This window comes from Micromonospora sp. MA102, from assembly GCF_025460765.1.
Lineage (GTDB): Bacteria > Actinomycetota > Actinomycetes > Mycobacteriales > Micromonosporaceae > Micromonospora > Micromonospora halotolerans.
Map to the genome: position 1 here is coordinate 31,441 of NZ_JAMWEG010000014.1, position 14,146 is coordinate 45,586.

General features: G+C 68.0%; 10 protein-coding genes. 2 read left to right on the forward strand and 8 right to left on the reverse strand.

Annotated elements, in window-relative coordinates; all coding sequences use genetic code 11:
* Positions 1 to 151 precede the first annotated feature (151 nt).
* The 7 genes from NFX44_RS24410 to NFX44_RS24440 all read right to left on the reverse strand — a co-directional run bounded on the left by NFX44_RS24410 (position 152) and on the right by NFX44_RS24440 (position 6,914).
* Positions 152 to 778, reverse strand: a complete 627-nt coding sequence (locus NFX44_RS24410) for a DUF2625 domain-containing protein (protein WP_262285928.1) — start codon at positions 776 to 778, stop codon at positions 152 to 154.
* A 298-nt stretch (positions 779 to 1,076) separates the two neighbouring features.
* Positions 1,077 to 1,637 (reverse strand): DUF6461 domain-containing protein, encoded by a 561-nt coding sequence (locus tag NFX44_RS24415; protein ID WP_262285929.1) that lies wholly within the window; start codon positions 1,635 to 1,637, stop codon positions 1,077 to 1,079.
* Positions 1,638 to 1,918: 281 nt separating this feature from the next.
* Entirely contained in the window at positions 1,919 to 2,077 is a 159-nt protein-coding gene (locus NFX44_RS24420) for a hypothetical protein (protein ID WP_262285930.1), read from the reverse strand.
* A gap of 11 nt (positions 2,078 to 2,088) precedes the next feature.
* On the reverse strand, positions 2,089 to 4,290 hold the full coding sequence (locus tag NFX44_RS24425) for a phage minor head protein (protein ID WP_262285931.1): 2,202 nt from the start codon (positions 4,288 to 4,290) through the stop codon (positions 2,089 to 2,091).
* A 3-nt stretch (positions 4,291 to 4,293) separates the two neighbouring features.
* Positions 4,294 to 4,521, reverse strand: a complete 228-nt coding sequence (locus NFX44_RS24430; protein WP_091105684.1) for a hypothetical protein — start codon at positions 4,519 to 4,521, stop codon at positions 4,294 to 4,296.
* Positions 4,522 to 4,717: 196 nt separating this feature from the next.
* On the reverse strand, positions 4,718 to 6,595 hold the full coding sequence (locus tag NFX44_RS24435; RefSeq protein ID WP_262285932.1) for a hypothetical protein: 1,878 nt from the start codon (positions 6,593 to 6,595) through the stop codon (positions 4,718 to 4,720).
* 4 nt (positions 6,596 to 6,599) lie between these two features.
* Positions 6,600 to 6,914: a DUF1360 domain-containing protein gene (locus NFX44_RS24440; protein ID WP_262285933.1), complete on the reverse strand. Its 315-nt coding sequence runs from the start codon at positions 6,912 to 6,914 to the stop codon at positions 6,600 to 6,602.
* A 528-nt stretch (positions 6,915 to 7,442) separates the two neighbouring features.
* On the opposite strand from NFX44_RS24440, the gene NFX44_RS24445 reads away from it, so the two are divergent.
* Together NFX44_RS24445 and NFX44_RS24450 are read left to right on the forward strand one after the other, a co-directional pair.
* Positions 7,443 to 10,937 carry a helicase-related protein gene (locus tag NFX44_RS24445; protein ID WP_262285934.1) on the forward strand — a complete coding sequence of 1,165 codons (3,495 nt, stop codon included), beginning with the start codon at positions 7,443 to 7,445 and terminating at the stop codon, positions 10,935 to 10,937.
* Positions 10,934 to 13,657 carry a DUF1156 domain-containing protein gene (locus NFX44_RS24450; protein ID WP_262285935.1) on the forward strand — a complete coding sequence of 908 codons (2,724 nt, stop codon included), beginning with the start codon at positions 10,934 to 10,936 and terminating at the stop codon, positions 13,655 to 13,657. Before NFX44_RS24445 ends, NFX44_RS24450 begins: the two co-directional genes overlap by 4 nt.
* Positions 13,658 to 13,665: 8 nt before the next feature.
* On the opposite strand, the gene NFX44_RS24455 is transcribed toward NFX44_RS24450, so the two are convergent.
* Entirely contained in the window at positions 13,666 to 13,995 is a 330-nt protein-coding gene (locus NFX44_RS24455) for a hypothetical protein (RefSeq protein WP_262285936.1), read from the reverse strand.
* Between the last annotated feature and the right edge of the window lie 151 nt (positions 13,996 to 14,146).

Here is a 14,146-nt window from a genome sequence, read left to right on the forward strand (position 1 = left end):
CCGCGACGTCCAGGCGCTCAGCGACCCGCGGTTGCTCACGCATCGTCATGGGGCCTCGACGAGCCGCGTGCCGCTCAGCGGCAGATGAGTGCGTTCATCTGAGGATTGGTTGCGGATCAGGCTGGAGGGGCGAAGCTGTCATCCGGCTCGATTACCCGTCGCTGATCTGTGCCAACATCTCGGACATCGGTACCGGCCGGCGGGACGCCGTGCTGAGATCCTTGCCTTCGCGGGTCCACAGTGGTGGCCAAGTGTGGATAGCTTGGTCGAGCCCGCAGGCCGCAACCTCGTCGGTCCATCCGGACCAGCGCAACTCCTCGTAGAAGCCGGTGACGCCTCCGCCCAGCATCGCCGCCAGCCACTGGCCGTAGCTGACCTCACAGTCCTCCCAGCGCAGGGTGTCCGGGGCGAAGTACCGGATTGTCGGTGTCGCTTCGGCCGGGGCCACCCAGGCGAACTGCCCGCCCAAGACGTCCTGTGCCACAACGATTCCGCCGCCGATGCCTTCGTTGATCTCACCGAGACTCGCCAGACGGCGCTGCTCGTTGCCCGATCCCAGGACACGAAGCCAACCGTGATCGATCACTAGGCCACCGCAACGGTGGACCACGGCGCCCAGCCAAGATCGGCTGGTCACCTGCAACCGCAGCAGCTCCGCGTCGGCCTGGCGCGCATCGGCGGCCAGCACCTCCACCGGATATGGCGCAGCGGCTACAGCCGCCTCCACCTCCGGCCACGCCGGATCATCGCTCTCGACTAGCTCGATCAACGAACGCACTCGCGGACCCTATCTCGGCCCAGATCGCCGCACACCATTCGGCACGACCGGACGCCGACCCGACCGAGCATCGTGACGTTGCGTAGCGCGCGACTCGCGGCAGATGAGTGCGCTCAGGCTGCTATCGAGCACCTGGCGAGCCGCCTGCAGCGTTCCGGCACGGTGTTGCGGCGCCTGGCCGCGATCGCCCGCGACTACGGCTGTGCCGGTCACCGTCCGCGCCCTCGCCGACCTGGCCCCGGTCGCCGAGTGGACGGCCGGCCCCCGCGACATCCCATGGTCATCGGCGCGGGCCCAGCTAACGGCGGTTGATCTTCGCAAACAACTGGGGACGGTCAAACCAGCCAGCATCGAGTCCCAGGCCGGTCAACGACTCCACGGTCGCCATGGCGGTCTCCCAGTCGGGGAACGGACCGCGCTCACGATCGCGGAGGTCGCACAACGCGTCGAGGTGGTCGGTCAAGGCGTCCGGGTCGGCACCCCATCGGTCCTGCGGGCACAGCACGTCCAGCTCGGTGACCAACACACCGTCGACGGCGTAGTAAAGCCTGTTGAAGTTGTTGATCAGCCAGAACACCTCATGAACGGTGGCGTCCTGGCTGAGCCGCCGCAGCGCGTCCTCCTCATCGTTGTCGACGCTGTACCTCACGATGATGACCGCGTCGCCGCGCTGTTCGAGGAAGACCGCGTCGTCGTCGTATCCGGCATCAACCGGCCGGCACGTCGTCATGGTGTCCGGGTCACCGCGCAACCGGCGTAGCACCTCCTCCACTGTCAACCGCGCCTGGTGAGGGCGGATCACCGTCCAACACATGGACTCCTCGAAATCCGCCGAAACTTCCCGGAGCTGCTCGAACATTCGCACGTAGTGCTCAATTCGCTCCGGTGTCGGACCCGCCACGACGCCCCCTCTGCAGTCAACGGTCGCTCGACCGTACCGCCGACAGTGGCTGGCGCGGCACAACGCCCACGGCCCAGGCCTCCACCCGCAATCGCACGCTTGAAGGGCGTCCGCTTCTCGGCAGATGCGGATGCTCGGCACGGGCGGCTGAGGTCTCGGCCCGTGACAGAGCGTCACCCTGACGGCGTTGATGAGAGAATTCCGACTACTTGATCTACCGAGCCTGCCAGTCTCGTCCCCTACTTCTGCACCTGGCGGATCGTGCCGCCGCCGCCCTTGCGCACGTCGGCGATCTCCGCGTCCGTCTTCGACCCGTACTTGCCGCCCTGCCGGCCGTCCCCGTAGGACAGCACCCACACCGTCCCGCCCCGGCGCCGCGCGCCGCAGTTGCAGCCCACTGCTTCCTCCCCTACTCCCCATGCACCTCGGCGGACAGCGCCGCCACCAGCGTCCGGCGGTCCCGGCCGATCGACGCTGCAATCCGCTCGGCCGCCGCCGCGTTCACAGCACGCTGTCGCTCGGCGGCGAACCCGGCGGCCACCGCCCGCCGCACCGCCGCCTCGAAGGCGGCCGGCGACAGCGGCGCATCTGCCCGCCGGCCTTCCGAGTCGGACGGCTTCCAGCCCGCCCAGCCCGAAGCGACCATCGCGTACGCCCGCCCGCCCGACGAGCGGCCCCGCACGACGGGGAAGCCGCCGACGTTGACGCACAGCGCCGCGACGAGCTGTCGCGCCCCGCCGATCCATCGCCAGTCCCCGGACAGGGGCGACCGGCGCAGCAGCTGCACCTGCTCCTCGGTGGCCTCCGGCACCAGCGACCCCGCGACCCACGTGCCGTGGGCGTCCCGCCCGGCCCGCACCACGGCGACCTGCGTGCCGGTGTCGTCGTAGTGCGCCACGGCGGCCGCCGCGCTCGCCTGCAGGTCGGCGTGCCCGGTGCCGGCCGTGATGTGCCCGACCGCCACGAGGTCCCCCTCGGCGGTCTGGATCTCCGGCCGGTGGAACCAGTCGAAGCCGCCCTCGTCGGGCGGCAGCACGCACTGCCCGCCGGTCAGGAACGACAGGTGGCAGTCCTTGTCCGCCAGGTGCCCGAACACCCGGCCGTCCGCAGTGACGGTGATCGGCGTCAGCTCGGCCAGGCCCGGGTCGTCGAACCAGGCGCGCGGCGGGTACAGCGGCGCGACCTGCTTCTTCGTCGCCGCCGCGCCGGCCGCAGTGACCGGCTCTTCCTCCTTTTCCTCCTCATCGGAGTGCGCGTCGTCGGCCGGCTCCTCGTCGTCGACCAGCTCCAGCTTCGCGTCGGGGAACGCCTGCGTGCCGACGAGCGTCACCGCCATGACCCGGCCCTTGGTCACCGTGATGTACGGCTCCTCGCCGGCCTCCATGAAGGCTTCCCACTCCTCGTCGGACATCTCCTCGATCGGCTTGCCGTCCGCGTCGGTGAACACGAACTCGAAGTCGTCGAGGTCCACCGACGGGAACAGCACGCCCTGGCGCAGCAGCTCCAGCGCCTCGCCCAGCTCCGGCACCGCGTCGATGAAGTCGCCCGCGCCGACCAGCTTCGTCTTCTGCACCTCACCGGTCGTGATCCGGCCGATCGTCACCGCGCCCTCGTGCCCGGGGGCGTCCTCGCGCGCCCACCGCAGCGCCAGCGGCAGTTCGCGAAACGACCACTCGCCGTCCGCCGCGAAGATCCGCCGGTCACCCGACTTGGCACCCAGCGGCGCCAGCGTCCCCTTCCACGTCGCCATCTGCGTACCACCCTTCGCGGCTGCCGCCGCCGTCACCGTGATGTCCAACCCGGTCGCCCGGTCACGCCGGGGCCACGGGTGCTTCGGGACCGCAGGCAGGGGCTCGCCGGCCTCCACCTCGATCATCGTGCAGCGGCAGTTCACCGTCTGCCCGGGCGGCGCGGCCGGGTCGCCCGGGTACCGCATCGGCACCCCGCCGACCATGAACACGCCGTCCAGGGCGACCCGCTGCCCGTCCGCGTCCCGGTGGTCGTCCCGAGTCCGCTCGTCGTGCGTCGCCACCCACACCTTGTCCAGCTTCTCGTCGAGCACCTGCTCGGCGGTCAGCCACGCGGTCAGCGTCCCCGCGTTGTACGCGCCGATCGTCTCGGTCCGGGCGATCGTCACCGCCCGGTCCTCCCACGACCGCTCGCCGAGGATCCCCTCGATCGCGTCTCGGATGCGCGGCACGCTCGCGCCCTCGGCGGTGAGCTCGGCGACGGCCGCCGTCACCAGCTGCCACGCGCTGTCGGGCACGCCGGCCAGCCGGTTCGGCAGCGCCGCCAGGTACTCGTCCTTCATCTGCGCGACCCGCAGCAGCTCCAGGTCGCCGCCCGCGTCCGCGACGCCCGCGAGGAACGTCTTCTCGGCGGCCGGCACCAGGTGCACCGTCATCGCCTCGAACCACGTCTGGCCGGCGCCGGCGAGCGCCGACGGGTCGGGCGGCAGGGCGGCCGCGGTGACCGGCAGGGTCGTCGCCCGCGCGTCGGCCAGCCAGGCGCGCAGCGCCGCCCGGGCGGCCCGCAGCATCCGCCGCTCGGCGGCCACCACCCGCGCCTCGTGGTCGAGGCGCAGCGGCAGCCACGGGTCCGGCTCGGCCACGGCTCAGCCTCCCGCCGGCGGGTCCGCGACCACGGCGACCTGCACGCCCTGGACCTGCACACCGCCGTCGGGGCGGGACACCGGCAGCCCGGCCGGGCTGCGGATGAGCCGCTCCAGGATCAGCACGTCGTCGTGCAGCTCCAGCTTCACGAAGTCGGCGCCGAGGTCGATACCCACCGAGGCGAAACACTCGCGCAGCTGGGTCAGGGTCACGCTCTCCGGGTCAGCCATCCGTTCCCCTCCTCACAAGGTTCCGCCGCGCCACGTCCGCCGGGTCGCAGACGTGGCCGGCGTCGGTCAGCGGCGGCTGGTCGCCCTCCCACAGGTCGCCCCACCATCCGCAGCCGCTCGCAGCCCTTGCCGCGCCCGGACCGCTGGCAGGCATACCCGTGGGCGGCCACCAGGCCCGGCACGAGGATCGTCGCGCTCATGCCGGCACCAGCTCCCCGGCGACGGTGGCCGCCAGGTGCTCGCGCAGCTCGGCGACGTCGTGCCGCGCCCCGGTCACCAGCAGCCCGCCGACGTACGCGGTCAGGGCCGCGGTCAGCTTCTCCTGGTCGACGCCAAGCCGCGCGGCGATCGCCGGCACCGACGTCCACGCGCCGTCCAGCAACCGGGGCAGCGATGTCGGCGCGGACTGCCGCACCGTGTGGTACTCCCACGCCTTCAACCCGTTGTGCCGGTACCGTTCGCGGCCCAGCACCCGCTTGCCGGCGATCTCCAGCGCCCGCAGCGCCAGCACCTCGCACGCGGCCACGAACGGCTCGCTCAGCGGGTCGGCCCCCGCAGCGGCGATCGCCGCCTTCTGGGGCGGGCCGCGGTCCTCGGTGTCGCCGGGCGGCGGCTCCTCCGCGGTCGGCTCCCCCTCGGCAGGCGGCTCGCCGCCCGGCGGGAGCTCCGGCTGCGGGGCCGGCTTCAACGCCTCCGCGTCGAGGTCGACGGACACTCCGGCGACCTCCAGCAGCCGCTGCACGAGCAGCGGCCCCGCCGCCGGCACCGTGCGGATGATCTCCAGCAGCCGGCGCAGCTCCCGCTCGTCGTCGGTCGGCTTGTCGCCGTCGCCGAAGCCGGTCTCCCGGCGCAGCGCGTCACCCGACAGCTCGCCGAGGCCGTACAGGTCCTTCGCGTCGGCGCCCTTGTCCGGCGTCTGCGTCAGCTCGCTGGTGTCGTACCAGACGATCCACTGCTTGGCGTCGGCGACACCGGGCGCGCCCTGCAACGCCGGCCACAGCATCTGCTGCGTCAGCGCCGCACAGAACAACTCCAGCTTCGACTCGACGTGGTACTTGATCGTCGCCTCGTCGGTCATCCAGGCGCCCCAATGGTTCGCCTGCGTCATGCCGAGCAACATCTCCGGCGGCGCGTCCAGGCCGAGGGCGAGCCGACGGATCGCGCCGTCCAACATCGACGGCACCGTGGCCGACAGCTCGGTGGCGAAGCTGAGCAGCCGGGCCTTCTCCAGGTGCTCGGCGGGGCCCTGCACCACGATCGGGACGAGGGCTGCCACGGAGTCGCGGTCCTTCACCGCGGTGGTCATCGCCTCCGTCAGCGTCGCCAGGAACGACGTCACCCCGTCCTCGGCGTCCTCCTCCTGCTCGGCGGCGGCGAACGACAGCTCGTTCGGCAGCAGCAGGATGCCCGCCCCGGCCAACCGAGAGTCGATCTGCGACTGGACGTACTGCGTCAGCCGCTCGATGAGCCGCAGCACCCGCCGGTTGGCCTGCACCTGCGACTTCGGCAGGGCGTGTTTGCGCGGCGACGGTGCCCAGATCCGGACGATGACCGTCTCGTCGGCCTCCAGCTCGCGCGGGCCGTCACCCTGGTCGAGCACGTACTTCCCGGCGCGCTCTTGCAGCTCCTCGTTGGAGGCGATGAACCACCGCTCCCGGTCGGTCGCGTTGCCGGCGTCGTCCTTCTCCGGCTCGCCGATCAGGTAGCACTCACCGGGTACGCCGAGCTGGATCCCGGCGTCGTGCAGCAGCTCGCCCTGCTGGCCGGGGCCGCCTAGGAACGTCTCGTTGACACCCGCCGGTGCCTGGTCGGGCGTCTCGACCGGCCGGCCCTGCTCGTCGACCTGCGTGATGTACAGACGGGCGCGGCCCATCGCCTTCGCGATCAGGTCGACCAGGTACGCCAGCTCGCCGCACTGCTCGTAGTGCCGCCACGCCTCGTCCTGCCACTCCTGCTTGGTGACCTTCCGCAGGCTGCCACTCGACTCGTAGCGCATCTTCGCCGCGGAGGCCACCACGGCGGTGGCCTTGCCGACCTCGCTGTCGACGTTGGGCTTCGTGCCCCACCACGCCATGCCGCTACTCCTCAGGCTCGGCGCGCACCAGCAGCCCGGTCGCATAGGACAGCGCCAGCGCGACGGTGGGCACGTCGACCCACCAGTGGCCCGACCAGCGGGGCAGGTCGGACAGGTGCCACCAGCCGGCGGCGGCCGGCGCGGCGATCCACACCGACAGGCACCAGCGGCAGAACAGCAGGTACGCCAGCGGGCTGCCGTCGCGCAGCCGGCGCACGATCGCCTCTCGGGGTCGCCGGGTGATCTCGTCGGCGGTGACCAGCCTGGTCACGCGGGCGACGACGAAGAGCGCCACCACGATCTCGATCAGCCTCATCACGTCTATGAGCATAAGCGGAGGCATTGCGACCGGATAGATGACCCGCGAGAGGCTCCGATTGCCGGATAGCGCGATCGGTAGTTTCTACCTGGCCCCGACGGCCCCTCCCGCGGACAACCCGGCACTTCGTCGGCACGTGAGCGAGCCGATGCTGAGCTGACCATCGAGATCACTACAATGCCACCAGGCCTCGTAGGGCACCTACGGCGCACCTTGAATCCACGCCGAGCTGCTCATCAGGGCTGCCGTCGTGGCCCCAAAGGTGTCGCCGGGCTGATGCGTTACGCCGGGCCGTGCGGCCGGGCGCCAAGACGATGAAAGATCACCACAATCACAACCACTCCCACCGACCAGTGGATCATGCGCTCAACTGATTGGACCACTAACCCTTGGAATAGACCCTCTAGGATATCGGTCGACTCGTCGGCGCGGCCATACAGCCGATCGCCAGAGCCGAAGGGGCTAGAGGTGATCCGGCAGCGCCCCGTCATCCCTATCGAGGCCACAGGACGATGAGAGGCGGACTTGGTGACTGACCAGGATGAGCTGACGGCCGTCCTGCGCAGCGGAGCGCGGGTCCGTGGCCTGGCCGGGCAAGACCCGGTGACGATCAAGTCTGTTGAGCGCCTGACCGACGACGCGTTCGAGGTCGTGTACCGGGACGACCACGGTCGCATCGCCGAGACGCTCGTCTACCGCGAGAACTTGCCACAGCTAAGCGTCCTGACTGAAGGCCAGACCTTTTCATTCGACGCTGACGGGCGCAGCTTCCGTCTCGCCGCCGAGGCCCGGCGACTGCGTCTGGCACACCTGTTCGACCCACATGCCGCTCTCGGCACCTCGGACGTCGATCCGCTTCCTCACCAGTTGCGGGCGGTCTACGGCGAGATGCTCCCACGGCAGCCCTTGCGGTACGTGCTGGCTGACGACCCCGGCGCTGGCAAGACGATCATGGCCGGCCTGCTCGTCAAGGAATTGCTCCTTCGCGGGGACGCAAGCAACGTCATGATCGTCGCGCCGGGTGTCCTCGTGGACCAATGGCAGGACGAGCTGTCCGAAAAGTTCGGCCTTGCGTTCAACGTGCTAACCCGCGAACAGATCAACGCCGGTGGAAACCCGTTCGAGCGAGGCGGCTTGTGGCTGTGCCGCCTCGACGTCCTGGCGCGCAACTCCGAACAGATCCTCGACAAGGCGTGTGGCATCGAGTGGGACCTGGTGATCGTCGACGAGGCCCACAAGATGAGCGCGACCGTGTGGGCCGGCGAGGTCAACAAGACCAAGCGGTATCAGATGGGCGAGCGCATCGGCGCCTCCACCCGCAACTTCCTGCTGATGACCGCCACCCCACACTCAGGGAAGGAAGAGCAGTTCCAGCTCTTCATGGGGCTGCTGGACAGCGACCGGTTTGAGGGCGCCCCGCGGGAAGGCACCCGCCGAGTCGACGTGTCCGACCTCATGCGGCGCATGGTCAAGGAAGACCTGCTTACCTTCGAGGGAACGCGCCTGTTCCCGGAGCGGCGCTCCTACACCGTCCGCTACCCACTCAGCGACCCTGAAGCAGATCTGTACGCGGACGTGACCGAGTACGTGCGTAACCAGATGAACCTCGCCGACCGGCTCAACACGGGCGACGGGCGCCGCCGCGTCGCCGTCGGCTTCGCCCTCACCACCCTTCAGCGACGTCTGGCCTCCAGCCCTGAAGCGATTTACCGCTCGCTGGGCCGGCGCCTCAACCGACTGCGCAAGGAACTCAACGAGGCACGCCTCGGGGCACGCGCTGTCGGTACCGACGTAGCCGCAGTCCCGAAGGACCTCGACGACGTCGAAGACCTCACCGATGAGGAGCGCACCCAACTCGAGGACGACAACCTGTCCAGCGCCACGGCAGCGCGCAGTGTCGCGGAGCTCGCCACCGAGGTCGGCATCCTTGAGGACCTCGTCGCGCAGGCCCAGCGGGTGCGCAGCAGCCCCACCTACGCCAAGTGGGACGCGCTGCGGGACACCCTCGACGACGACCAGCAGATGCGCGACGCGTCCGGAGCCCGACGCAAGCTCATCATCTTCACCGAGCACAAGGACACCCTCGACGACCTCACGACCCGCCTCCGGCAACACCTGGGGCGCGACGACGCGGTTGTCACCATCTACGGCGGCACCCGACGAGAAGACCGCAAGAAGGCACAGGAGACGTTCCGCCAGGACGAGCAATGCATCTTCCTCGTTGCCACCGACGCGGCTGGCGAAGGCGTCAACCTGCAGAACGCTCACCTGCTGATCAACTACGACCTCCCGTGGAACCCGAACCGCATCGAGCAGCGGTTCGGCCGGGTCCACCGCATCAAGCAGCAAAACGTCTGCCACATGTGGAGCCTGCTTGCGGAAGGCACCCGAGAAGGCGATGTGTTCACCCGCCTCCTTCAAAAGCTCGACGAGCAGCGCGCAGCGCTCGGCGGCCGCGTCTTCGACGTCCTCGGCGCCGTCTTCGACGGCAAGCCTCTGCGCGACCTTATGATCGACGCCATCCGATACGGCGACGACCCCGCCCAACAGCAGAAGCTGTTCGAAGTCGTCGACGCGACCGTCGGAGACGGCATCTCCGACCTCCTCGCCGACGAGCAGCTCGTCCCCACATCCCTCGACGGCGGCATCGTCGAGGAGGTTCGCCGGCAGATGGAACGCGCAGAAGCCGCACGCCTGCAACCCCACCACGTCGAAGCGTTCTTTCTCGACGCGTTCACCGCCCTCGGCGGTAGCCCGCGCGCCCGCGAACAGCACCGCTACGAACTGCGCAACATTCCCGCACGCATCCGCGAACGCGACCGCGTCATTGGCCGCGGCGCTCCCGTCGTCACCTCCTACCACCGCATCACGTTCGACCCGTCCACCCGCCGGATCGCAGGGCACGCCACCCAGGCCGACCTCATCCACCCCGGCCACCCGCTCATGACCGCGATGATCAGCCTCATCGGCGACGACCACTCCGACAGCCTCCGCCGCGGCGCGATCCTCGGAGACCCCACCGACCCGAGCATCACCCCATACCTGGTGTGCCTCCTTGAGCACGACATCGTCGACGGGCGCACCGGTAAGGACGGTCAGCCCCTCGTCATCAGCCGCCGCGCGCAGTACCTACGCCTTGACGCCGACGGGACCATCACCGCCCTCACACAGACGCCCATCCCCAACCTCGAGCCCCTCGCAGGCGAACAGCTCGACCAGGCATCCACGGTCACCCGAGAGCAAGGGTTTAACAGCTCCGATGTCGAGCAGCGGCTCACCCGCTACGCCTCGACCACCGTCGCCCGAGACCACGCCGCCGAGGTCACGGCGCGCAGCGAGGAGCGCGTCAACAAGACCCGCCGACTCGTTCGGGAACGCCTCACCAACGCCATCAACTACTGGGACCGGCGGGCCGCCGAACTCCGCGAAGACGAGCGAGCAGGCAAACAGAAGAAGTTCAGTGCCTCCCAGCTACAGGCCCGTGCCGATGACCTCACCCGTCGGCTGAACGACCGCATGGCCGAGCTCGACCGCGAGGCCAGCATCAACCCGCGCAGCCCCCGCATCACTGGCGCATGCGTTGTCATCCCCAACGGTTGGTTCGCTGCCCAGGAAGACCGTGAAGCTGCCACCGCCTATGCCCGAGAGACCGAACGAGTCGAACGCGCCGCGGTCGACGCCACCCTCGCCGTCGAGCGCGCACTCGGGCACAGCCCCCGAGAAATGGCGCACAACAATCCAGGCTATGACATCGAGTCCGACACTCCGCACGGGATGGACTTCATCGAAGTCAAGGGTCGGATAGCCGGCGCTGATGATTTCATCCTTACCCGGCAGGAGATCGTCACCTTGCTCAACAAGGGGGCTAACGCCGTCCTCAGCCTCGTCGAGGTCCGCGACGATGGATCTGCGACGGTTCGCTATATCCGACAGCCGATTAGTACCCCACCCGACCCCCGCAGCAACCACATCAATTTCAAGTGGCGCCAGTTCTGGAATGACGGACAGGAGATGCAGGCGTGACCACCGGACCCCGGAAGCTCATCGAGGTGGCCCTGCCTCTCGACGAGATCAACGCCGCTTGTAGGGCCGACAAGGAGCGGAAGACCGGTACGCTCCGCAACTTGCACAAATGGTTTGCGCCCATGCCGCTGCCCGCATGGCGCGCCCTCCTGTTCGCCGCGCTCGTTGACGATCCAGGCGATGAGGATAAGCGCATCTACCTGCTCGACCTCATCAAGCGACTCGTTGCGAATGGTGCCGACCTGCCCGACCAGGACACCCTCGACGAGGCGAAGTCCGCCCTAGCTAAGCAGTTTCCAGACGGCTTCCCCACCGTCATGGACCCGTTCTGCGGCGGCGGTTCGACCCTGGTTGAGGCACAGCGTCTAGGGCTTCCCAGCTACGGCAGCGACCTGAACCCGGTCCCAGCCCTTATCAGTCGAGCATTGACTGAGACGCTACCCAAGGTGCGGGGGCGATCCCAAATAATACCTGTTCGCACTATCGAAAAGCGGTCGACCTCGACAAGCGACCAACAGGCTGATCTGCTGCCGGGACTCGAAACCGCCAAACCTGAATCCGCCAGCGGGTACGACGGGCTTGTGTCCGACTTGCGCTATTACGGCAATGTCGTACTTGAGGAACTCACGGCAGCAGTAGGCACAAACTTCCCTCGCCAGGACCAGGAGCAGCCCATCGCCTGGATCTGGAGCAGGACCGCGATTTGCCCGAATCCTGCTTGCGGCATCGAGACGGTCCTGGCCACTACCTGGTGGCTATCCAAGAAGAAGAACGACTTGGCCTGGATCGAGCCAGGTATCGAAGGAGGCCGGGTAAGCCTCAAGGTCATCAGCGGGCAACATCAGGGCGAGGCGCCACTGTCCGCCAAAATCGGCGATGGCGTGTTCGCCTGTATCGCTTGCAGCGCAACGCTCAGTGGCGACTACCTACGCGGCCAAGGACGCAACGGCCTCATGGGCCTACGCATGATCGCTGTGGTCGTCGACGTCCCTCGTTCAGGCAGGCCGCAGCGGGTATATCGGGCGCCGACAGATGGCGAGATAGCCGCCGCAGACATACCCGATGCGCCCGATGAAGCCGCAATCCCAATTAATCCTAAGGGACAGAGTATCCGTGTACCCCTGTACGGACTTACGACCTGGGCCTCCCTGTACACGCCGCGCCAGATGCTGGTGCTCACGTCATTAGCCGCTGCGATCCGAAACGTTCATAAGCGCGTGATCGTCGACGGAGGCGACGCGGACTATGCTGATGCCATAACCACACTCCTTGGTCTGGCTCTGGGTAAAATGGCTCAAAGCAACTCGACTCAGACGCGTTGGTACCTTCGGCCGACTTCCAACTCGAAGGCCGTTCAGGCTTTTGACCGCAACGACTTGCCGATGATGTGGGACTTCGCCGAGACATACTACGCGTCTGAAAGTGTTGGTTCCTGGAAGACCGTGATTGACAGTGTCATTAGGTCGCTGGCGTACGCGCCGAACGGCGAAGGATTGGTGCGCCAGCAGGACGCTCGGACCGCCCACAGGCCGGGAGCTCTCATCGCGACGGATCCGCCGTACTTCGACGCCATCGGCTACGCTGATCTCTCAGACTACTTTTATGTCTGGCACAGGCTCGCTCTTCGGGATGTGCATCCTGATCTTTATGTTAGCCTCGCAGCCCCCAAGACCGGAGAACTGACCGCGATCGCGGGGCACCACGGAGGCAACAAGGATGCCGCGAAGCGTTACTTCATCCAGGGCTTCACGGAGGTCTTTACCAACCTGCAACGGTCTATGGCCCCTGACCTTCCCCTAATCGTCGTGTACGCCTCCAAGGAGCAGAAGGGGGCAGGCGATGAGCAGACTCGGTGGGCTTCGATTCTGACAGCAATGATCCAGGCGAAGCTTGAGATCACGGGCACTTGGCCCATCCACGCCGCGCGTTCGGCCCGAATGATTGGTATCGGCACGAACGCTGTTGCCGCATACATTGCGATGACGGCCCGCCCCCGCCCCGCGACTGCCGAGACTTGCTCCCTCGGCGAGTTCACCCGAGCCCTTCGTCGGGAACTGGGGTCGGCAGTGCGAGAATTCCAGGCAGCGTCAATCTTGCCTGTTGACATGGCGCAGGCTGTAATGGGCCCCGGAATGGCCATTTACTCGCGGTACAGCTCCGTGCTTGACCAGAGAGGAGAGCCTCTCTCGGTCGACGTGGCTCTTAGGATCATCAACTCCGTGTTTGGCGAGGTCCAAGACGAGCAGGAGGGTGAGCTCGACGCCGACTCGCAGTTCGCGGTCACCTGGTGGCACAAGCACGGTTGGGGTGAAGCGACCTTCGGGGAAGCCGACGCCTTGGCGAGGCCAAAGGGCCTCGGTGTTGATGACGTAGTGCGAGCTCAAGTCGTCACCAGCAAAGCGGGCAAGGTAGCGGCTCTCGGCCGAGAAGGCCTCGATCGTTCTTGGGACCCACTGACGGATGTGCGGCCAACTGCTTGGGAGGCGGCACACCACCTCGTAGACCGCCTCATCGATGGCGGCGGCGAAGCCGAAGCGGCTGTTCTGCTCGACAAGCTGACCCAGCGCGGGTTGGCAGACTCAGCGCGAGCTCTGACCTACCGCCTGGCTGCTCTGGCGGCTGACACGAAGAGAACCAAGGACGAGGAGCGGTACAACGCTCTAATCGACGCATGGACGCGACTGGTCGCGCTCTCGCACGGCAACGGGGGTCTGTTCTGATGGCGGTCTCAAACAGGGATCGAGTCGGTGGCGTGCTCGAGGCCGTCGCGCCGGTACTGCGCGACTGGGCAGCCCCACGGCTCCGCTTGACTCTTGGCGACGGATGGTTGTCCGCTTTGATCGACATGGGGAACCTCCCTGTGTCCGGCGGCACCGACCGGGACACATGGCTGCTGCTTTGGTGCCTTCAGCAGCAATGGACGGCCGTGGCGGAGGGCGTGCTCGGGCCGGAGGAGCGGCGCTGCGTCGATGCACTGCTCGACGTTGCCGTCGAGTTCGAGCGGGGCGAGAAGTTCAGCGCCGACCGATGCGAGCGCGCCCTCGTCGACGGTGAGCACCTCATCCGAACGTTAGGCGCACCCGTGGTAGCGGACCGAGTGGAGGAGGCCCGTCGGGAGTTCCGGCGGGTGCGATTCGAGGAGGACCAGCGACGCCTGCAACGGACGGCAGAGCGGCAGCTCGACGTGCGCATCGACTCATCCGGGCTGC